An 18,956-nucleotide genomic window follows, 5' to 3' on the forward strand; every position below is an offset into this window, starting at 1 on the left:
AAAGGCGACCCGAGGGTCGCCTTTTTTCATTTCACCACCTTGAGGCTCGGTCGCCCGCTCGGACGCGGCGGCTCGTCGTCCGGACCGTCACCGTCGTCTGCGGGCTCTTCACCCGGTGCGCTGGTGGGCTCCAGATCGAAGACCATGCCCTGTCCGTTCTCGCGCGCGTAGATCGCCAGAACGGCCGCCGCCGGAATGAACAGGCTGTGGGCGACGCCGCCAAAACGGCCTTCGAAACTCACCGCCTCGTTGTCCATGTGCATGTGCCGCACCGCGCTGGGCGATACGTTGAGCACGATCTGCCCGTCAGCCGCGTAGCCAGGAGGCACCTGCACCTTGGGGAATTCCGCGTTCACCAGCAGATGCGGCGTACATTGGTTATCGACGATCCACTCGTAAAGCGCGCGAATCAAATAGGGACGACTGGAGTTCATGAAGGCTCCTTGCTGTTAGCGCATGTCGCGCTCGACGGCAGACAGACTGGCCTTGAAGGCCTCGCGGGCGAACTGGCGCTCCATGTAGTCGAGCAGCGGCTTAGCCGGCCGCGGCAGCTCGATACCCAACAGGGGCAAACGCCAGAGAATCGGAAGCAGGCAGCAATCCACCAGGCTCATCTCCTCGCTGAGGAAGTACGGTTTGTCGCCAAACAGCGGCGAAACGCCGGTCAGGCTCTCGCGTAGTTCCTTGCGCGCCTGTGCACGCTCTGCCTCCTTGCTGCGCGTGTCGAGTATCCGATCCACCAGCGCGCACCAGTCACGCTGGATGCGGTGAATCAGCAGCCGGGTATTGGCCCGTGCGACTGGATAGACCGGCATCAAAGGCGGATGAGGATACCGCTCTTCGAGATATTCCATCACCACCGTAGACTCGTACAAGGCCAGATCGCGATCGACCAGAGTCGGCACACTGCCATAGGGGTTGGCTTCAGCCAAGCGTGGCGGGCAGCGCCCGGGCTGAACCTCGATGATCTCCGCCGCTATTCCCTTCTCCGCAAGCACCAGGCGCACGCGATGGCAGTAATGGTCTGCGGGGTCGGAATAGCAAGCCAACCGATTGGTTACGCTCATGGCGCTCCTCCTCGCTTGAAATAAAAAGGGCAGAAAACACAGCGCGCCCAATAAGGGCGCGCGCGTTGGATCAGATGAATCGCTCAGCGAATCAATGCACGTCTTTCCAGTATTCGCGCTTGAGCAGGTAGGCGAACACGAAGAAGAAGGCAAGATACAGCAGCACGTAGGTGCCGATACGCTGGCTTTCCAGTTTGACCGGGTTGGCCGAGTAAGCGAGGAAGGTCACGAGATTCTTGACCGTTTCATCGAACTGCTCTTCGGTTTGGGCACCGGTATTCGGAAGGACGGTGAGCTGGTCGCACGCCTCGTGGGTAATCGGCGTACCGGTGAGCGGATCGAACTGCTTCTTGCCGTCATCGACCAGTTGGACCTGCTTGCAACCCACCACCTGGCGGCCCTGCAGTTTACCCAGCACGTTAGGCATGCCAACGTTCGGGAACACCTTGTTGTTCACACCCCAAGGACGAGCCGGGTCTTCGTAGAAAGCCCGCAGGTAGCTGTAAAGCCAGTCGTTGCCACGAACACGGGCGACCAGCGTCAGATCCGGCGGCGCGGCACCGAACCAGACCTTGGCGTCGGCCGGATGCATGCCGTTCTTCATGTGGTCGCCGATCTTGGCACCGGTGAGCACCACGTTCTCCAGCATCACTTCTTCGGGAATGCCGAGATCCTTGGCCACGCGCTCGTAACGCTGGAACTGCGCACTGTGGCAGCCCATGCAGTAGTTGGCGAACGTGCGCAGACCGTCCTGCATGGCAGCCTTGTCGGACAGGTCGACATCGACCTTGTCCAGATGGACGCCATGACCACCAGCGGCGAAGGTGAATACTGGCAGGATTGCAAAAATCAGTGCAGCGAGTTGCTTTTTCATCAGCCATTCACCCTTTCCGGAACCGGTTTGGTCTTCTCGAGCTTGGTATAGAACGGCATCAGGATGAAGTACGCGAAATACAGAACGGTACAGATCCGAGATACCAAGGTGCGCTCCGGAGTCGGAGCCAGCACGCCAAGCACGCCCAGAATGACGAAGGCGATGCAGAAAACTGCCAGCCACACTTTGCTCAACCAACCCTTGTACATCATCGACTTGACCGGGCTACGGTCGAGCCAGGGCAACACGAACAGCACGGCAATCGCAGCACCCATGGCGATAACGCCCATGAGCTTGTCCGGAACGGCGCGGAGAATCGCGTAGAACGGCGTGAAGTACCACACCGGAGCGATATGCTCGGGCGTCTTGAAGGCGTTGGCCACTTCGAAGTTGGGCTTCTCGAGGAAATACCCGCCCATTTCCGGGAAGAAGAAGATCACCGCGCAGAACACGAAAAGGAAGACCACTACGCCAACGATGTCCTTGACGGTGTAGTAGGGATGGAAGGGAATCCCGTCGAGCGGAATGCCGTTCTCGTCCTTCTTCTTCTTGATGTCCACACCCTGCGGGTTGTTCGACCCGACTTCGTGCAACGCCAGGATGTGCAGCACAACCAGACCGAGAAGAACGATCGGCAGTGCGATCACGTGCAACGCGAAGAAGCGGTTGAGGGTGATGCCGGAGATCAGGTAGTCGCCGCGAATCCACTGGGTCAGGTCATCGCCGATCACTGGGATGGCACCGAACAGCGAAATGATCACCTGCGCGCCCCAGTACGACATCTGGCCCCACGGCAGCAGATAGCCCATGAAGGCCTCGGCCATCAGCGCGAGGTAGATCATCATGCCGAAGATCCAGACCAGCTCGCGTGGCTTCTGGTACGAACCATAAAGCAGGCCGCGAAACATGTGCAGGTAGACCACCACGAAAAACGCCGAGGCACCCGTCGAGTGCATGTAGCGGATGATCCAGCCGTACTCCACGTCGCGCATGATGTATTCGACGGAAGCGAAGGCTTCCTCGGCGGACGGCGTGAAGCTCATGGTCAGCCAGACACCGGTCAGAATCTGGTTGACCAGCACCAGCAGCGCCAGGGAGCCAAAGAAATAGAAGAAGTTGAAGTTCTTCGGTGCGTAGTACTTGGACAGATGGTCTTCCCACATCTTGGTCGCGGGGAAGCGCGCATCGACCCATTCCATGAATTTGCTCATCAGGCTTTCTCCTGGTCCACACCGACGACGATCACTGCATCCGATTCGTAGGAATGCGGCGGTACCGGCAGGTTCAAGGGAGCAGGTTGCGATTTGTAGACGCGACCGGCCAGGTCATATTTGGAACCATGGCATGGGCAGAAGTAACCACCGACCCATTCAGCCCCCAGGTCGGCGGGAGCGACTTCCGGACGATACGACGGGGAGCACCCAAGGTGCGTGCAGAGCCCCACGAGAATGAGAATTTCCGGCTTGATCGAACGCAGTTTCGGATCGACGTAGGTCGGTTGAACCGACGCTTTGGACTCCGGATCCGCCACGTTGGCAGCCACCTTGTCCAGATTCTTCAGAATCTCCTCGGTGCGGCGAACGATGAAAACCGGCTGGCCGCGCCACTCAGCAATCATTTGCTGACCCGGCTCGATCTTGCTGATGTTCACCTTCACCGGTGCGCCTGCGGCCTTGGCCTTGGCGCTTGGGAACCACGATCCCACAAACGGGACCGCGGCACCCGCCGCTCCTGCAGCACCCACCACGGAGGTGGCTGCTACGAGGAAGCGACGCCGGCCAGCATTCACGCCGTCATTGCTCATTAAGTCGTCTCCCATCAGCTTTGTGGCCTGTTGGTTCAGGCATCTACTAGGTAAATTTCGGGTCGCGCAAAAAGTTGCCAGATGGTAAAGAAAAGCCCCTTTTCTGACAAGGTAATTACCTGACCCAAATCAGCTGAACGCCTTGTGCGACGGGGACTCCAACGATGCGTCAAGTTGTCACACCAAAAGCGACCGCGCATAAAAAAACGCCCAGATCCGCAAGGAGATGGGCGTTTTTTTGAGGTCCAGCGAATTAGCGCTTGGAGTACTGCGGACGCTTACGCGCTTTACGCAGACCGACCTTCTTACGTTCGACTTCACGGGCATCGCGAGTAACGAAGCCAGCTTTGCGCAGGGCAGGACGAAGGGACTCGTCGTAGTCCATCAGGGCACGGGTGATGCCGTGGCGAATCGCGCCGGCCTGGCCGCTGACACCACCACCGAGAACGGTGACGTAGATGTCGAACTTCTCGACGGTCTCGGTCAGCTCCAGCGGCTGGCGAACCACCATGCGGGCGGTTTCGCGACCGAAGAACTGGTCCAGGCTGCGGTTGTTGATGGAGATGTTGCCAGTACCCGGACGCAGGAAGACGCGAGCGGTAGCGGTCTTACGACGGCCAGTGCCGTAATTTTGAGTCGCCGACATAATGAGCTATCCCGTTAAAACTTCAGTTCTTGAGGCTGCTGAGCGGTGTGCGGGTGAGCGGCACCCTTGTACACCTTCAGCTTGCGATACATGTCGCGACCCAGCGGGTTCTTCGGCAGCATGCCTTTGACCGCGGTCTCGATCACACGCTCAGGGGCTTTGGCGATCAGCTTCTCGAAGTTGATCGACTTGATGCCACCCGGGAAACCGGAGTGCGAGTAGTACATTTTGTCGGTGGTTTTGGCACCGGTAACACGAACCTGCTCGGCATTGATCACGACGATGTAGTCGCCGGTATCAACGTGCGGAGTGTATTCGGGCTTGTGCTTGCCACGCAGGCGGCTGGCAATTTCGGTGGCCAGACGACCCAGGGTCTGGCCGGCAGCGTCGACGACGTACCAGTCGCGCTTAACGGTTTCCGGTTTCGCAGTAAAAGTCTTCATTCGTTATAGCCTCAGGGGCCGCCCTGAAAAATAGACGGCGAATCTTACTTAATAGTGCTTGCCCTGACAAGATCAGGGTCGGCCGGAAACAGACGCTATCGGGGGCTCGGGTCAGCGCGTCCGCTACGGCAAAGGGTTCGGCGGGCTAGGCATCCCCACCTTCAATCCCAACGAGCTAGGCATCCCCGTCGAGAAAGCCGCGGAATTATGCCGATTACTGCAGAAATAGCAACCCGATTTTTCGTTTTCGCGCAATGGCTCCGCCTTCAGAACAGCTCCATCGTCCGCAACTCCGCCCCCGGCATCGGTCCTCGGCGGGACGCCAGGCGGTCGGCCAGACGGGTCGGCTCCGGCAATCGATAGCCGCGCCCCCAGCCAAGAACCAACTCGACAGCCGACTGCATGGAGACCCGATGCCCCGGAGAAACGATCAGCGGACGCACGCCATCCTTGCTGCGCAGGACCCAACCGATCATGTCTCCCCGATGCTTGAGCGGCACCTTCGCGCCTCGCTGGACGGCCAGCTCGCCGTGCTCGCCACAGAGGATGTTCTTCGCCACGCCAATAGTCGGTAGCCCCGTTACCACGCCCAGATGCGAGGCGATTCCCAGGCGACGAGGATGGGCGATCCCTTGGCCGTCGCAGACGATCAGATCCGGCAGCCGCGGCAGCGATTCCAGCAGCACCAGCAACGCCGGCAGCTCGCGGAAGGACAGCAGGCCCGGCACATAGGGCATGCAGGTGGGAACTCGAGCCACCGATTGCGCCAGCGGTAGAAGCGTCTGCGCATCGAGAAGCACCGCCGCGGCGCGGGTGACGGCGCCGCCCTCCTCGAAACCGACGTCGACACCGGCGATCACCCGCAGCGGAGGATAGTCATCGACGATACGAACCTGCCCGGCGAGCCTGGTCTGCAGGGCCCGGGGATTAGCCACGCTGCCATCCCAGCCCTGGAACGCTGGATTCGCCGAAGCGACGACCTCGGACATGCACTTCTCCTCTGTGATCCAGATTGGACGAGCGCATGGCCGACGGGTTCGCTAGAGTGTGCGCGCGATGATTTCCTTCATGATCTCGTTGGTGCCGGCGTAGATGCGCTGCACCCGAGCGTCGGCCCAGGCGCGGGCAACCGGGTATTCCCACATAAAGCCGTAACCGCCATGCAACTGAACGCACTCGTCGAGCACCTTGCACTGCAGGTCGGTGCTCCAGTACTTGAGCATCGCCGCCGTCGGCACGTCGAGCTTGCCGTCCAGGTGCAGTTCGAGACAGCGATCAAGAAACACCCGACCGATCTGTATTTCCGTGGCCATCTCGGCGAGCTTGAAACGGGTGTTCTGGAAGTCCGCGATGGCCTTGCCGAACGCCTTGCGCTCGCGGGTGTAATCCAGCGTCCACTTCAGCGCCGCCTCCGCCGAGGCCATGGCGCCAATGCCGACGGTGAGGCGCTCCTGGGGCAGTTCCTGCATCAGATAGGCGAAGCCCATTCCGGCCTGGCCGAGGAGGTTTTCCTTCGGTACCCGAACATCCTGGAAGAACAGTTCGGAGGTGTCCTGCGCCTTCATGCCAACCTTCTCCAGGCGCTTGCCCTTGGAAAAGCCGGGCGTTCCCGCCTCGACCAGGAACAGGCTGGTGCCCTTAGCGCCCGCCTTGGGATCGGTCTTGGCGACGACGATCACTAGGTCGGCGAGAAAACCGTTGGTGATGAAGGTCTTCGAGCCGTTGATGACGTACTCGTCGCCGTCCTCCACTGCGGTGGTCTTGACGCCCTGCAGGTCGGACCCCGCTCCCGGCTCGGTCATCGCGATCGCCGTGACCAGTTCGCCCGTCACCATCCGTGGCAGGTACTTCTGTTTCAGCGTCTCGCTGCCGTAATGCAGGATGTAAGGCGCGACGATGTCCGAATGCAGCGAGAAGCCGATACCGGTCAGGCCCAGCCGGCCGACCTCCTCGATCACCACGGTGCTGTAGAGAAAATCCGCCGCCATGCCGCCGTATTCCTCCGGCAGATGCGAGCAGAGCATCCCCGCCTCGCCGGCCTTGTTCCAGAGGTTCCGGTCGATGTGACCGTCCTTCTCCCACTGCGCGTGGAACGGCACCGCTTCCTGCTCGAGGAACTTGCGCACGCTGTCGCGAAAGAGTTCGTGGTCGGAATTGAACGGGGTTCTGGGAATCATCGGATCACCTTCGGATGCGTCTGTTATTGGAGTTGTAGGCAGCATGAGCCCGAGACTGTAGGCCACGCCGACCCGCTACACACTGGACACAAGCGACAAAAAATAAGACGATCCTGCCGGAAACTGACGCTTATACCCCACTATTTACCTATAAGAACAAGAGCATGCCAAACGCGACCTCCGTGCCCCTGCGGGTCAGCATTCTCGCCACCGAAGGCTCCTTCGGCTCGACGCTGATGCAGGCAAAAGACTTCTTCCACATGGCCAGCGTGCGCCACGGCAAGCAGCTCGGCCTGGGCCCTACGCTGGAAATCCACCTTGTGAGCCCCGACGGCCGCCCGGTACGAAGCTTCAGCGACGTCAGCATCCCGGTGAATGGCGGGCTGCAAGCCGCCGACGCGATCATCCTGCCGGCGTTCTGGGGCAACTTCGATGCGCTGCGCGAGCGACATCCGCAGGTCCTGCAGTGGTTGCGCGACTGCCACACCGCCGGAGGTGCCATCTGCGGCGAGGCCACCGGAGTGTTCTGGATGGCCGAAGCCGGGCTGCTCGATGGCAAGGAAGCGACCACCTACTGGCGCTTCCATGAGGAGTTCGCCCGCCGTTATCCACGCGTGCAGCTGAACCAGGACAAGCACCTCACCGACGCCGACAACCTCTACTGCGCCGGCGGCGTGACGTCCGCCTGCGACCTCTACATCTACCTGATCGAACGTTTCTGCGGCGCCGCGGTGGCGCAGGGCGTGTCGCGCGATATTCTCTTCGAGGTGCAACGCAGCTACACGCCGGGAAGAATCGGCTTCGGCGGGCAGAAGCTGCACCAGGACGTCGCCGTGCTGCAGATCCAGCACTGGCTGGAGGAGCACTTCGCCGACAAGTTCCGTTTCGAGGACGTCGCCCGCGAACACGGCATGAGCATTCGCAATTTCATGCGCCGCTTCCAGGCCGCCACCGGCGACAAACCGCTGCATTACCTGCAACGCCTGCGCATCGAGACGGCCAAGGGCCTGCTCTCGGCGACGCGCAAGAGCATCAAGACGATCAGCTACGAAGTGGGTTACGACGACGCGAGCTTCTTCGCCCGGTTGTTCCGTCAGCACACCGAACTGTCGCCGAACCGCTATCGGCAGCAGTTTCACCACAAGGACATGTGAGCGGGCGCAGAGCTTGGGGTCGCCGGGCGACGAGCGCGGCGACCAGGACGGTCGCCGCGCTGCGGATCAGGGGCGGTGCGGACGCGCGAGGAACTCGTGCGACTGCATTTCCAGCAAACGGCTCAGGGTGCGCTGGAACTCGAAGGTCAGCCGGCCGCCGCTATAGAGGTCCTTCAACTCGACCTCGGCGGAGAGGATGAGCTTGACGTTGCGGTCGTAGAACTCGTCCACGAGGTTGATGAAGCGGCGCGCCATGTCGTCCTTCGCGGCGTCCATCTTCTCGACATTCGAGACCAGCACCGCGTGGTAGACCTTGCCAAGCTCGATGTAGTCGTTCTGGCTGCGCGGGCCGTCGCAGATATCGCGGAAGTCGAACCAGGCGACGTCCTGGCAGACACGGCGCGCATGGATGGCACGGTTCTCGACCATCAGGTCGACATCGTCCTCGGCGTGCTCGCAGTCGTGCAGCAGGCTGACGAAGCTCTGCGCCATGAGCGCATCGACCTCGGCGGAAAGCGGCCAGTGGAACAGCTCGGCCTGCTCCAGCGCGCGCAAGCGGTAGTCGACGCCGCTGTCGACGTTGACGATCTCGGTGTGCTTCTTCAACAGCTCGATGGCGGGCAGGAAGCGCGCGCGCTGCAGGCCGTCCTTGTAGAGGCCGTCGGGAACGATGTTGGAGGTCGCCACCAGGCTCACGCCATTCTTGAACAGCTCCTCGAGCAGGGTCGCCAGGATCATCGCGTCGGTGATGTCTGAAACAAAGAACTCGTCGAAGCAGATCACCCGGCTCTCGTCGGCGAAACGCTTGCCGATGATGGTCAGCGGGTTCTTCTCGCCCTTGAGGGTTTTCATTTCCTCGTGCACGCGCTTCATGAAGCGGTGGAAGTGCGTGCGGGTCTTTTCCTTGAACGGCAACGCGTCGAAGAAGGTATCGACCAGGTAGGTCTTGCCGCGGCCGACACCGCCCCAGAAGTACAGGCCCTTGATCGGCCCCTGGCGCTTCTTGCCGAACAGCTTGCCCAGCAGGCCGGATTTGTTCTGCTCCGCCACGAGGTCGTCGTACAGGCGTTGCAGGTGCCGCACAGCTGTTTCCTGCGCCGCATCGTGGAAGAAGTCGGGACGTTTCAGGTCAGCCTGATAGCGCTCAAGAGGGGTCATGGCCGGGTCGGGGTCGTGAAGCGGGGCCGACACTTTAGCGGCGGCCTCCGGGGTTGGCAATTGGCTGAGGTCGTTCAAGGCACTGTCCTCACGGTTGCAGATAAGGCGGACGGTTGCCAGCGATGAGGGCGCCGCGAGGACCGCGGCGTTGCGTGGCGCACGTCGTTGGAGAACGTGCGCGCCACTATGTTCCGTCAGGCGACGAGGCTGGAGAGCGCCTCGCGCAGCCGCGCCATGCCGGCATCACGCTGCGACGCGTCGGCGTAGGCCGGACTCTGCGCCAGCAGCTCGCCATCGAGCCACAGCGCGAAGCGATCGGCATCGGCGCGCAGGTCGAGCGCGTCGGCGCCCTCCTCGACAACGCGCTGGCTGGCGGCACCCGCCGCCTTGGGGTCGGCGAAGGCACGCGAAAGCAGCAGCTCTTCGCCATCGGCGGCGAGAAAGCGGAACTGGAAGCTGCCGTCGCGCTCGCGGAAGCTGACGAACCGCGCCCCCTTGGCGGCCTTCTTCTTGCCGCCGGCGGGGCCCTGCGCCTGGCTGCGGAACGAGCGCAGGCCGACCGACTCGCGCAACTGCTCGAGGAACGGCGTGGCGGTCCTGCGCGCCTTGGCGGCGCCGGCAAGGAGGATGTCCTCCAGATCGGACGGACGCTCGACCAGGGCGTGGTAGCGTTCGCGCCCCTCGCCGAGCTCGTCGTCGAGCAGCTGGAACAGGCGCTGCTTGGCTTCGCCCCAGGCCAGGCCGCTCAGCAGCTCGTCGCGGAAAGCCGCCAACTGGGTGGGCGTGGCGAAGGCCTGGTAGAGGGTGAACAGGTGCGAGTTGTCCGGGTCCTTCGGCTCGCCAGGGGCGCGCGAGTCGGTGACGATGCGGGCGATGGCATCCTTGAGCTGCCTGGCGCTGCCGAACAGCGGGATAGTGTTGTCGTAACTCTTCGACATCTTTCTCCCGTCCAGGCCCGGCAGCGTCGCCACGCCCTCTTCGATCACCGCCTCTGGCAGGGTGAAGAGCTCCCTGCCGGCACCGAACAGGTGGTTGAAGCGCTGGCCGATGTCACGAGCCATTTCCACGTGCTGGATCTGGTCACGCCCGACCGGCACCTTGTGCGCGTTGAACATCAGGATGTCGGCGGCCATCAGAATCGGGTAGCTGAACAGGCCCATGGTCACGCCGGCATCCGGGTCCTCGCCGTTCTCCAGGTTCTTGTCCACCGACGCCTTGTAGGCGTGCGCCCGGTTGAGCAGGCCCTTGCCGGCGACACAGGTGAGCAGCCAGGTCAGCTCGGGGATTTCCGGGATGTCCGACTGCCGGTAGAAGGTCGCGCGCTCGGGGTCCAGCCCGCAGGCCAGCCAGGTGGCGGCGATCTCCAGGCGCGAGCGCTGGATGCGCAGCGGGTCGTCGCACTTGATCAGCGCGTGGTAGTCGGCGAGGAAATAGAACGAATCCGCCTGCGGATCGCGGCTGGCGACGATCGCCGGGCGAATGGCGCCGGCGTAGTTGCCCAGGTGCGGCGTGCCGGTGGTGGTGATTCCGGTGAGGATGCGTGTGGTCATGGCGTTCGCTTGTTGGCGGCGTTCGGTCAGAGGCGAGGCAGCAGCAGATCTTTCAGATCGGTCAGTTTGCCGTGAAAAAAGTGGCCGCATTCTGCCACTTTCAGCAGCTCATGGGCACGCGCCTGCGCAGCGCTCCAGTCGAACACCCGCTGCGGCTCGATCACCTCGTCCTGCTCAGGCTGGATCAGGGTGATCTGCCCGTGCGACGGCAGGACGAAGTCCGCACCCAGGCGCATCACCGCCGGCGCGATCATGAACACCTTCTGCACGGCGATGCCGCGGGCCTCGAGGCGCGCCGCCAGGCTGGCCACGACGAAGCCGCCGAAGGAGAAGCCGAGCAGCGTCAGCGGCAATCCCGGATGCTTTGCAAGCAGCCAGTCGGCCGCGGCCTCGGCATCGTCCACTTCGCCTTCGCGCATGTCCGAGGCACCGGCACTGGCACCGACCCCGCGGTAATTGAAACGCAACGTCGTATAGCCACAATCGCGGGCGGAACGCTGCAGGGTGGAAACCACCTTGTTCAGCATGGTGCCGCCCTGGATCGGATTGGGATGGCAGACCAGCGCCAGGCCACGGGCCTCGGGCAGGTCGAGGTTAAGGGCTTCGAGTTGGCCGCAGGGGCCGTCGAGCAGCAAGGGGGTTTCGCGGGTGAGCAAGGGGGAACTCCGTGACCTCGTGGCGGGTCGACTCGTCTTGGTTGAACCCCGGCGGATTTCAGCGGACTGCGCGAAAAACCACCGGGCAGAGGGATCGCGAGATCCCTCGATCGCATCCGGCGTCGCGGTCATGAAAGCCGCGACGACAAGCCTGGCGACACGCATCGCGGTATACAGCCCAGGCCCGAGCCGGTAACGTAAAGCAAAGCCGTTTATAGAGGAAGGACTCGTGGAACAGACGCTTACGGCCTGGTTGCTACCGGCCCTCACCCTGCTCGCCGGCATCGCCATCGGTTTTCTGGTCGCCCGCCTGCTGCCGCACGCCGCGCCCAATCGCACGCAGCGTCAACTCGACGATCTGCAGGAACGCTTCGATACCTATCAGAGCGAAGTGGTCACCCACTTCAACACCACCGCCGGCCTGGTGAAGAAACTCACCCAAAGCTATCAGGACGTGCAGGAGCACCTGTCCGACGGCGCCAACCGTCTGGCCCTGGACGAGCTGACGCGCCAGCGCCTGCTCGCCGCGCTGCACGCCGACGAAGCGTACAGCCCGCGCGAACGCCTGACGCCGCCGGCGAGCGTCGAAGTGCCGAAGGACTACGCGCCGAAAAGCGCCGACACCGCCGGCACACTGGCCGAAGGCTACGGCCTGAAGAATCGCCATTGACGTCGCAAACCGGTTGACGAAAGCCCCGCCGATGCGGGGCTTTTTATTGGCGGCTCATTGGCTGCGAGCGCTGGAACCAGCACCGCGGAAGCCTGCCGGGTGCCTGATCGCGAACGCTATCGGCTTGGTGAGAAGCGCGGCGCCCGGTGGATTTCAGGCATGAAAAAGCCCCGCCGAGTGGTAATGCGGTTCACTGTAGCGGTGGTCGAACCCGAACAGTCCCTCCCCAGCCCCTCTCCCATAAATCGGCGAGGGGAGCAACAGGGACCACCTTGAAGTGAACAGCACCACGCTCATGCGGGGCTTTTGCGCGGACGCCTATACGACGATCCCGCGGCCATAGACGCCGCGGGGCCGTATACAGAGTTGTCAGATCGCGCCGCGCTGGCGAAGCAACTCCAGCACCTGCCTGACGCCCTCTTCCAACGTTACCTGTTCGGTATCGATGACCAAGTCGGCATCCTGCGGCTCGTCGTAGGCGAAGGAATCGCCCGGAATGTTGCCCTGCCCGGCGGCGTACAACCCCTGCGGATCGCGCGCGCGGCAGGCGTCCAGGGACGCCTTGACGTGCACGGTGATCAGCCGCTGCGCGCCGATGAGGGTCTTCGCCTGCTCGCGCCCTTCGGCGTCCGGGGCGACGAACGCGGCCAGCGTCAGCAGGCCGGCTTCGTTGAACTGGCGTGCCACGTGGGCGGCACGGCGCCAGTTCTCGGTGCGCCCGGAACGGTCCTGCGGCAGGCCCTTGTTCAGGTCTTGGCGCAGGTTCTGGCCATCCAGCACATAGACAGCGCGGCCGGAATCGAACAGCTTGCGCTCGACCGCGTAGGCCAGGGTGCTCTTGCCCGCGCCGGAAAGGCCGCTGAACAGCACGGTGGCCGGCTGCTGGCCGAAACGTGCGGCGCGCTCCTCGGTGGACACGTGCGCCAGCGCGCCGTGATGACCGCCAGCGCCGCTACCGAGCGGCTGCGCGACGATCATGCCGGCGCCGACAGTGCCGTTGGTGAGCCGGTCGATGACGATGAAGGCGCCGGTGGTGCGGTTTTGCGCGTAGCCGTCGAGGGCGATGGAGGCATCCAGGGCGATGCGCACCTTACCGATCTCGTTGAGCGCCAGGGTGCTCGCCGGCACTTCCTGCAGTTCGTTGATATCGATCTTGTGGGCGAGGCTGGCAATCGAGCCCGGCACGTAGCTGGTGGCGCGCTTGATGTCGTATTTCTTGCCCGGCAGCATCGGCTCTTCGGCCATCCACACCAGCATGGCGTCGAAGCTGTCGACCACCTGGGGACGATTGTCGGCGTGCACCAGCATGTCGCCGCGCGACACGTCGATCTCGTCTTCCAGGGTCAGGGTGATCGCCTGGCCAGGCCCGGCCTGCTCCAGTTCGCCCTCGTAGGTGACGATGGACTTGACCCGGCTACCCTTGCCCGACGGCAGCACGACGACGTCGTCACCCTTGTGCACCACGCCGCTGGCCAGGGTGCCGGCGAAGCCGCGGAAGTTCAGGTTCGGCCGGTTGACGTACTGCACCGGGAAGCGCATGTCGTCGAAATTGCGGTCGCCGGCGATCTCTACGGTCTCGAGGATTTCCATCAGCGACTTGCCGGTGTACCAGGGCGAGCGCTCGCTGCGGTTGACCACGTTGTCGCCCTTGAGCGCCGACATCGGCACGAACTCGAGGGTGGTCGGCTTGAGCTGGATGTGCTCGGCGAACGCCAGGTAATCGGCCTTGATCTGCTCGAACACCGACTGGTCGAAACCGTTGATGTCCATCTTGTTGATCGCCACGACGATGTGACGGATACCCAGCAGGGAGGCGATGAAGCTATGGCGCTTGGTCTGCGTCTGCACGCCGTAGCGCGCATCGATGAGGATGATCGCCAGGTCGCAGGTGGACGCACCGGTGGCCATGTTGCGGGTGTACTGCTCATGGCCGGGGGTATCGGCGATGATGAACTTGCGCTTGGCGGTGGAGAAATAGCGGTAGGCGACATCGATGGTGATGCCCTGCTCGCGCTCGGCCTGCAGACCGTCGACCAGCAGCGCCAGGTCGATGTCGTCACCAGTGGTGCCGACCTTCTTGGAGTCGCGGGTGATGGCTTCCAGATGGTCCTCATAGATCATCTTGGAGTCGTGCAGCAGGCGCCCGATCAGGGTGCTCTTGCCGTCGTCGACGTTGCCGCAGGTGAGGAAGCGCAGCAGCTCCTTGCGTTCGTGCTGGGCCAGGTAGGCGAGGATGTCCTCGCTGATCAGCTCGGATTGGTGCGACATATCAAAAGTACCCCTGACGTTTTTTCTCTTCCATGGAGCCCGCGCCGTCGTGATCGATCACGCGGCCCTGGCGTTCGGAAGTCCGGGTCAGGAGCATTTCCTGGATGATGTCGGTGAGGCTGGTCGCCTCGGACTCCACCGCGCCGGTCAGCGGGTAGCAGCCGAGGGTGCGGAAACGCACCATCTTCTTGGTGATACGGGCTTTCTCTTCGTCGGAAAGGTGCTCGAGGATGCGATCGTCGTCGATCATGATCAGCGTGCCGTTCTTCTCGATGACGTCGCGCTCGGCCGCGAAATACAGCGGCACGATCGGGATCTGTTCCAAATAGATGTACTGCCAGATATCCAGCTCGGTCCAGTTGGAGAGCGGGAACACGCGGATCGACTCGCCCTTCTTCACCTTTCCGTTGTAGACGTTCCACAGCTCCGGGCGCTGGTTCTTCGGGTCCCAGCGGTGCTTGCTGTCGCGGAAGGAATACACGCGCTCTTTCGCGCGGGACTTCTCTTCGTCGCGCCGCGCGCCACCGAAGGCGGCATCGAAACCGTATTTGTCGAGCGCCTGCTTCAGCCCTTCGGTCTTCATGACGTCGGTGTGCTTGGCACTGCCGTGGGTGAAGGGGTTGATGTTCTGCGCCACGCCGTCAGGGTTGATATGGGTGATCAGATCGAGGCCCATCTCGGCGACCATCTTGTCGCGGAATCGGTACATCTCCTGGAATTTCCAGCGCGTATCGACGTGCATGACCGGGAACGGCAGCTTGCCGGGGAAGAAGGCCTTGCGCGCCAGGTGCAGCATCACGGCGGAATCCTTGCCGATGGAATACAGCATCACCGGGTTGTCGAACTCGGCGGCGACCTCGCGAATGATGTGGATGCTCTCGGCTTCCAGCTGCTTCAGATGCGTCAGTTTGTCGACCATGGCTACTCACGGATAGGGGTACATACGGCCAGCGGGCCGTGGACGAGCGCGCACTCTAGCACAGCGCCTTCTTCTATTCAGGGAGCCATCTAGATCGAAACGATCTAGCGTTATGCCCTCGGACACGCCTGCTCAGATCGGGTTGGGGCAATCGATGAACAGGTGTTCGAGGGCGAATCGGCGCGCCAGATAATCGCCGAGCGCCTGCACGCCGTAGCGCTCCGTGGCGTGGTGGCCGGCGGCGATGAAGCTCACGCCATTTTCCCGCGCGCTGTGGAAGGTCTGCTCCGACGCCTCGCCGGTGAGGTACAGGTCGACGCCGGCGGCGATCGCCTGATCGATGTAGCCCTGCGCCCCGCCCGTGCACCAGGCGACCCGCTGGATCGGCGTATCGCCCTCGATCAGCAGCGGTTCGCGCAGCAGAACGTTCTGCACGCGCCGGGCGAAATCGCGCGCCGCCATGGGTTCGGCGAGCGACCCCACCAGCGCCACGTTGCGCGGATTGTCCGGCTCCAGCGGGCCCTCGACGATCAGGTCGAGCTGGCGCGCCAGCTGCACGTTGTTGCCGACCTCGGCATGCACGTCCAGCGGCAGGTGATAGGCCAGCAGGCTCATGTCGTGGGCCAGCAGGGTCTTCAGGCGGCGGCGCTTCATGCCGACCACGCAGGGATCTTCGCTCTTCCAGAAGTAACCGTGATGGACCAGCACCACGTCCGCCTCGACCTCGGCGGCAGCGTCCAGCAGGGCCTGGCTCGCGGTCACGCCGCTGACGATCCGCTGCACCTGCGGTCGCCCTTCGACCTGCAGGCCATTGGGGCAGTAATCCTGGATGCGTGCGGCATTCAGGTAACGGTCGGCCTCTTCGACCAGGGCACTCAGGGCGACGGCCATGGGCTTCTCCACACAAGGGTTCGGGACCAGAAGCCGGCCCGGAGGCAGGCTTCGGCAAGGGCTGTCCATACTACGGAAAAGCGCGGCAGCAGGTGAAACCGCTGCCCCTCGTTTTTACCAGGACAGCCCTTATAATGCCGCCACTTCGGGCGCCGCGCGGGGACCGATCCGCGCCGCACCGCTGCCAGTACGACCCGCGACGCCGATACGGCGCGCTCCATTTCCCGACGAGACTTTCCTGCGATGCTCAAGGCTCTGCGCTTCTTCGCCTGGCCCCTGGTGGTGGGTTTGCTGCTGGCGATGCTGATCATTCAGCGCTATCCCGAATGGGTCGGCATGCCCAGCCACGAGGTCAACCTGCAGCAGGCGCCGATCTCGATCCTGCCGCAGCGGCAGGGCCCGGTGTCCTACGCCAGCGCGGTGGTCGCCGCGGCGCCGGCGGTGGCCAACCTGTACACCACCAAGGTGATCAACAAGGCCAGCAACCCATTGCTCGATGACCCGCTGTTCCGCCGTTTCTTCGGTGACAACATGCCCCGCCAGCGGCGCATGGAATCGAGCCTCGGCTCCGCGGTGATCATGAGCCACGAAGGCTACCTGCTGACCAACAACCACGTTACCGCCGGCGCCGACCAGATCATCGTGGCCCTCAAGGACGGCCGCGACGCCCTCGCCCGAGTGGTCGGCAGCGACCCGGAAACCGACCTCGCGGTACTCAAGATCGACCTGCCGAAACTGCCCGCGATCACCCTCGGCCGCTCCGACGACATCGCCGTCGGCGACGTAGTGCTGGCCATCGGCAACCCGTTCGGCGTCGGCCAGACGGTGACCATGGGCATCATCAGCGCCACCGGACGCTACCAGGACCAGAAGCTGAACACCTACGCCGACTTCATCCAGACCGACGCCGCGATCAACCCCGGCAACTCCGGCGGTGCCCTGGTCGACGTGCAGGGCAATCTGATCGGCATCAACACCGCGATCTTCTCCAACAGCACCAGCGGCGGCTCGCTGGGCATCGGCTTCGCCATCCCGGTGAAGCTGGCCCAGGAAGTGATGGAGGCGATCATCGAACACGGCCAGGTGATCCGCGGCTGGCTGGGGATCGAGGTGCAGCAGTTGACGCCCGAACTGGCGACCTCGTTCAAGCTGGACAGCGGCGTGCTGGTGGCTGGCGTCTATAACGGAGGCCCCGCGCAGAAGGCCGGCCTGCAACCCGGCGACGTGATCGTCAGCATCGACGGCGTGACCGCGCGGGACGGTCGCGCGGCGATGAACCAGGTCGCCCGCGTGCACCCCGGCGAGAACGTCACCATCGACGTGCTGCGCAACGGCAAGCCGCTGAGCTTCAAGGCTCCGGTCGGCGTGCGCCCGCCCCCGGCGCCCCCTGCCCCGGCCGCGACGCCGAACAAGAAGTAGGCCCGCCGCAACGAAAAAGACCGGGACGCTCGACGCGCCCCGGCCTTTTCTTACCCGTGCTTCACTCAGGCCTGCGGCAGGCCCAGCCCGGACAGCGCCTCGATCAGCGCCGCGTTCTGCTCCGGCGTACCGATGCTGATGCGCAGGAACTGGGCGATGCGCGGCGCCGTGAAGTGCCGCACGATGACGCCCTGCTCGCGCACCCCGGCCGCCAGCTGCGCCGCATCGCGCTGCGGATGCCGGGCGAAGACGAAGTTCGCCGCCGACGGCAGCACCTCGAAACCCAGCCCCTTCAGCTCGCCCACCAGCTTCTCGCGGCTGTCGATCACCGCCGCGCAGGTCTGCTCGAAGTACGCCCGATCCTCGAACGCCGCGGCCGCGCCGGCGATGGCGATGCGATCCAGCGGGTAGGAGTTGAAGCTGTTCTTGACCCGTTCCAGCGCCTCGATCAGCTGTGGGTGACCGATCGCCAGGCCGACGCGCAACCCGGCCAGCGAGCGCGATTTCGACAGGGTCTGGCAGACCAGCAGGTTCGGGTAGCGATCCACCAGGCTCACCGCGCTCACGCCGCCGAAGTCGATGTACGCCTCATCGACCAGCACCACCGAGTCGGAGTTGGCGCCGAGCAGTCGCTCGATGGCGTCGAGACCGAGCAGGCAGCCGGTCGGCGCGTTCGGGTTGGGGAAGACGATGCCGCCGTTGGGCTGCGCGTAATCCTCGATGCGGATCTGGAACGCGTCATCCAGCGGCACGGTACGGTAATCGATGCCGTAGAGGCCGCAATAGACCGGATAGAAGCTGTAGCTGATGTCCGGGAACAGCAGCGGCTGGCCGTGCTGGAACAGCCCGTAGAACGCGTGGGCCAGGACCTCGTCGGAACCGTTGCCGACGAAGACCTGCTCCGCGCGCACGTCATGGAACGCGGCGACCGCCTGCTTGAGGCGCTCGCCGTTCGGGTCCGGGTACAGGCGCAGGGCGTCGCCCAGCTCGGCCTGCATGGCGGCGATCGCTTTCGGCGACGGGCCATAGGGGTTCTCGTTGGTGTTCAGCTTGACCAGCTTGGTCAGTTTCGGCTGCTCGCCCGGCACGTAGGGCACCAGGTTCTTGACGAAGGGGCTCCAGAATTTGCTCATCTGCCCTTCTCTCCTCGAATACGTTGCATTAGGGGTGACGGGTATCGCTCCGCTCAATGCACGAAGCTACGACCCCGTAGGGTGCGCCGTGCGCACCGGAACACTCACAAGGTGCGCACGGCGCACC

19 protein-coding genes are annotated in these 18,956 nt (G+C 63.5%); 3 read left to right on the plus strand and 16 right to left on the minus strand.

Going from position 1 to position 18,956, the window contains the following annotated elements:
- Positions 1-26 precede the first annotated feature (26 nt).
- From QMX85_RS14395 to QMX85_RS14435, 9 genes are all read right to left on the minus strand, one after another.
- A complete protein-coding gene (locus QMX85_RS14395; RefSeq protein ID WP_090226526.1) occupies positions 27-434 on the minus strand; it encodes a ClpXP protease specificity-enhancing factor in 408 nt (135 codons plus the stop codon).
- Positions 435-449: 15 nt separating this feature from the next.
- Positions 450-1,067, minus strand: a complete 618-nt coding sequence (locus QMX85_RS14400; RefSeq protein WP_282341956.1) for a glutathione S-transferase N-terminal domain-containing protein — start codon at positions 1,065-1,067, stop codon at positions 450-452.
- A gap of 91 nt (positions 1,068-1,158) precedes the next feature.
- Positions 1,159-1,941, minus strand: a complete 783-nt coding sequence (locus tag QMX85_RS14405) for a cytochrome c1 (protein WP_282341958.1) — start codon at positions 1,939-1,941, stop codon at positions 1,159-1,161.
- On the minus strand, positions 1,941-3,152 hold the full coding sequence (locus tag QMX85_RS14410; RefSeq protein WP_273232588.1) for a cytochrome bc complex cytochrome b subunit: 1,212 nt from the start codon (positions 3,150-3,152) through the stop codon (positions 1,941-1,943). Before QMX85_RS14410 ends, QMX85_RS14405 begins: the two co-directional genes overlap by 1 nt.
- The gene (gene petA / locus QMX85_RS14415) at positions 3,152-3,745 is read right to left on the minus strand and encodes a ubiquinol-cytochrome c reductase iron-sulfur subunit (protein WP_273232586.1); all 594 of its coding nucleotides are present in this window, start codon (positions 3,743-3,745) and stop codon (positions 3,152-3,154) included. Before petA ends, QMX85_RS14410 begins: the two co-directional genes overlap by 1 nt.
- Before the next feature lie 253 nt (positions 3,746-3,998).
- Positions 3,999-4,391 carry a 30S ribosomal protein S9 gene (gene rpsI / locus QMX85_RS14420; RefSeq protein WP_090226514.1) on the minus strand — a complete coding sequence of 131 codons (393 nt, stop codon included), beginning with the start codon at positions 4,389-4,391 and terminating at the stop codon, positions 3,999-4,001.
- A 14-nt stretch (positions 4,392-4,405) separates the two neighbouring features.
- Positions 4,406-4,834 carry a 50S ribosomal protein L13 gene (rplM, locus tag QMX85_RS14425; RefSeq protein ID WP_090226511.1) on the minus strand — a complete coding sequence of 143 codons (429 nt, stop codon included), beginning with the start codon at positions 4,832-4,834 and terminating at the stop codon, positions 4,406-4,408.
- 266 nt (positions 4,835-5,100) lie between these two features.
- A complete protein-coding gene (gene nfi, locus QMX85_RS14430; protein WP_282341964.1) occupies positions 5,101-5,823 on the minus strand; it encodes a deoxyribonuclease V in 723 nt (240 codons plus the stop codon).
- Positions 5,824-5,874: 51 nt separating this feature from the next.
- Positions 5,875-7,011 carry an acyl-CoA dehydrogenase family protein gene (locus tag QMX85_RS14435; protein ID WP_282341966.1) on the minus strand — a complete coding sequence of 379 codons (1,137 nt, stop codon included), beginning with the start codon at positions 7,009-7,011 and terminating at the stop codon, positions 5,875-5,877.
- Between the two features lie 260 nt (positions 7,012-7,271).
- On the opposite strand from QMX85_RS14435, the gene QMX85_RS14440 reads away from it, so the two are divergent.
- Positions 7,272-8,165, plus strand: coding sequence for a GlxA family transcriptional regulator (locus QMX85_RS14440; RefSeq protein ID WP_282341979.1), 894 nt, complete (start codon positions 7,272-7,274; stop codon positions 8,163-8,165).
- 66 nt (positions 8,166-8,231) lie between these two features.
- On the opposite strand, the gene zapE is transcribed toward QMX85_RS14440, so the two are convergent.
- From zapE to QMX85_RS14455, 3 genes are all read right to left on the minus strand, one after another.
- Positions 8,232-9,323: a cell division protein ZapE gene (gene zapE / locus QMX85_RS14445; protein WP_282341981.1), complete on the minus strand. Its 1,092-nt coding sequence runs from the start codon at positions 9,321-9,323 to the stop codon at positions 8,232-8,234.
- A 194-nt stretch (positions 9,324-9,517) separates the two neighbouring features.
- Positions 9,518-10,873 (minus strand): tryptophan--tRNA ligase, encoded by a 1,356-nt coding sequence (locus QMX85_RS14450; RefSeq protein WP_282341967.1) that lies wholly within the window; start codon positions 10,871-10,873, stop codon positions 9,518-9,520.
- Positions 10,874-10,899: 26 nt separating this feature from the next.
- Positions 10,900-11,529, minus strand: a complete 630-nt coding sequence (locus tag QMX85_RS14455) for an alpha/beta fold hydrolase (RefSeq protein ID WP_282341968.1) — start codon at positions 11,527-11,529, stop codon at positions 10,900-10,902.
- Positions 11,530-11,758: 229 nt separating this feature from the next.
- On the opposite strand from QMX85_RS14455, the gene QMX85_RS14460 reads away from it, so the two are divergent.
- Positions 11,759-12,199, plus strand: a complete 441-nt coding sequence (locus tag QMX85_RS14460) for a DUF1043 family protein (RefSeq protein ID WP_090226492.1) — start codon at positions 11,759-11,761, stop codon at positions 12,197-12,199.
- Positions 12,200-12,568: 369 nt separating this feature from the next.
- On the opposite strand, the gene cysN is transcribed toward QMX85_RS14460, so the two are convergent.
- The 3 genes from cysN to QMX85_RS14475 form a co-directional block, all read right to left on the minus strand.
- On the minus strand, positions 12,569-14,467 hold the full coding sequence (gene cysN, locus QMX85_RS14465) for a sulfate adenylyltransferase subunit CysN (RefSeq protein WP_282341971.1): 1,899 nt from the start codon (positions 14,465-14,467) through the stop codon (positions 12,569-12,571).
- Between the two features lies 1 nt (position 14,468).
- Entirely contained in the window at positions 14,469-15,386 is a 918-nt protein-coding gene (gene cysD, locus QMX85_RS14470; protein WP_282341973.1) for a sulfate adenylyltransferase subunit CysD, read from the minus strand.
- A gap of 132 nt (positions 15,387-15,518) precedes the next feature.
- On the minus strand, positions 15,519-16,277 hold the full coding sequence (locus QMX85_RS14475) for a Nif3-like dinuclear metal center hexameric protein (RefSeq protein ID WP_282341975.1): 759 nt from the start codon (positions 16,275-16,277) through the stop codon (positions 15,519-15,521).
- Positions 16,278-16,520: 243 nt separating this feature from the next.
- On the opposite strand from QMX85_RS14475, the gene algW reads away from it, so the two are divergent.
- Positions 16,521-17,696 carry a Do family serine endopeptidase AlgW gene (gene algW / locus QMX85_RS14480; protein WP_273232564.1) on the plus strand — a complete coding sequence of 392 codons (1,176 nt, stop codon included), beginning with the start codon at positions 16,521-16,523 and terminating at the stop codon, positions 17,694-17,696.
- Positions 17,697-17,761: 65 nt separating this feature from the next.
- On the opposite strand, the gene hisC is transcribed toward algW, so the two are convergent.
- Positions 17,762-18,829 carry a histidinol-phosphate transaminase gene (hisC, locus tag QMX85_RS14485; RefSeq protein ID WP_282341977.1) on the minus strand — a complete coding sequence of 356 codons (1,068 nt, stop codon included), beginning with the start codon at positions 18,827-18,829 and terminating at the stop codon, positions 17,762-17,764.
- Positions 18,830-18,956: the final 127 nt, after the last annotated feature.

Origin of the sequence: Pseudomonas sp. PS02288, from assembly GCF_029959715.1 — a bacterium.
Lineage (GTDB): Bacteria > Pseudomonadota > Gammaproteobacteria > Pseudomonadales > Pseudomonadaceae > Pseudomonas_O > Pseudomonas_O kuykendallii.

Coding starts and splice junctions, on each gene's coding strand:
- QMX85_RS14395 (WP_090226526.1), bottom strand. CDS start 434: ATGAACTCCAGTCGTCCCTATTTGATTCGCGCGCTTTACGAGTGGATC.
- QMX85_RS14400 (WP_282341956.1), bottom strand. CDS start 1,067: ATGAGCGTAACCAATCGGTTGGCTTGCTATTCCGACCCCGCAGACCAT.
- QMX85_RS14405 (WP_282341958.1), bottom strand. CDS start 1,941: ATGAAAAAGCAACTCGCTGCACTGATTTTTGCAATCCTGCCAGTATTC.
- QMX85_RS14410 (WP_273232588.1), bottom strand. CDS start 3,152: ATGAGCAAATTCATGGAATGGGTCGATGCGCGCTTCCCCGCGACCAAG.
- petA (WP_273232586.1), bottom strand. CDS start 3,745: ATGAGCAATGACGGCGTGAATGCTGGCCGGCGTCGCTTCCTCGTAGCA.
- rpsI (WP_090226514.1), bottom strand. CDS start 4,391: ATGTCGGCGACTCAAAATTACGGCACTGGCCGTCGTAAGACCGCTACC.
- rplM (WP_090226511.1), bottom strand. CDS start 4,834: ATGAAGACTTTTACTGCGAAACCGGAAACCGTTAAGCGCGACTGGTAC.
- nfi (WP_282341964.1), bottom strand. CDS start 5,823: ATGTCCGAGGTCGTCGCTTCGGCGAATCCAGCGTTCCAGGGCTGGGAT.
- QMX85_RS14435 (WP_282341966.1), bottom strand. CDS start 7,011: ATGATTCCCAGAACCCCGTTCAATTCCGACCACGAACTCTTTCGCGAC.
- QMX85_RS14440 (WP_282341979.1), top strand. CDS start 7,272: ATGGCCAGCGTGCGCCACGGCAAGCAGCTCGGCCTGGGCCCTACGCTG.
- zapE (WP_282341981.1), bottom strand. CDS start 9,323: ATGACCCCTCTTGAGCGCTATCAGGCTGACCTGAAACGTCCCGACTTC.
- QMX85_RS14450 (WP_282341967.1), bottom strand. CDS start 10,873: ATGACCACACGCATCCTCACCGGAATCACCACCACCGGCACGCCGCAC.
- cysN (WP_282341971.1), bottom strand. CDS start 14,467: ATGTCGCACCAATCCGAGCTGATCAGCGAGGACATCCTCGCCTACCTG.
- cysD (WP_282341973.1), bottom strand. CDS start 15,386: ATGGTCGACAAACTGACGCATCTGAAGCAGCTGGAAGCCGAGAGCATC.
- QMX85_RS14475 (WP_282341975.1), bottom strand. CDS start 16,277: ATGGCCGTCGCCCTGAGTGCCCTGGTCGAAGAGGCCGACCGTTACCTG.
- algW (WP_273232564.1), top strand. CDS start 16,521: ATGCTCAAGGCTCTGCGCTTCTTCGCCTGGCCCCTGGTGGTGGGTTTG.
- hisC (WP_282341977.1), bottom strand. CDS start 18,829: ATGAGCAAATTCTGGAGCCCCTTCGTCAAGAACCTGGTGCCCTACGTG.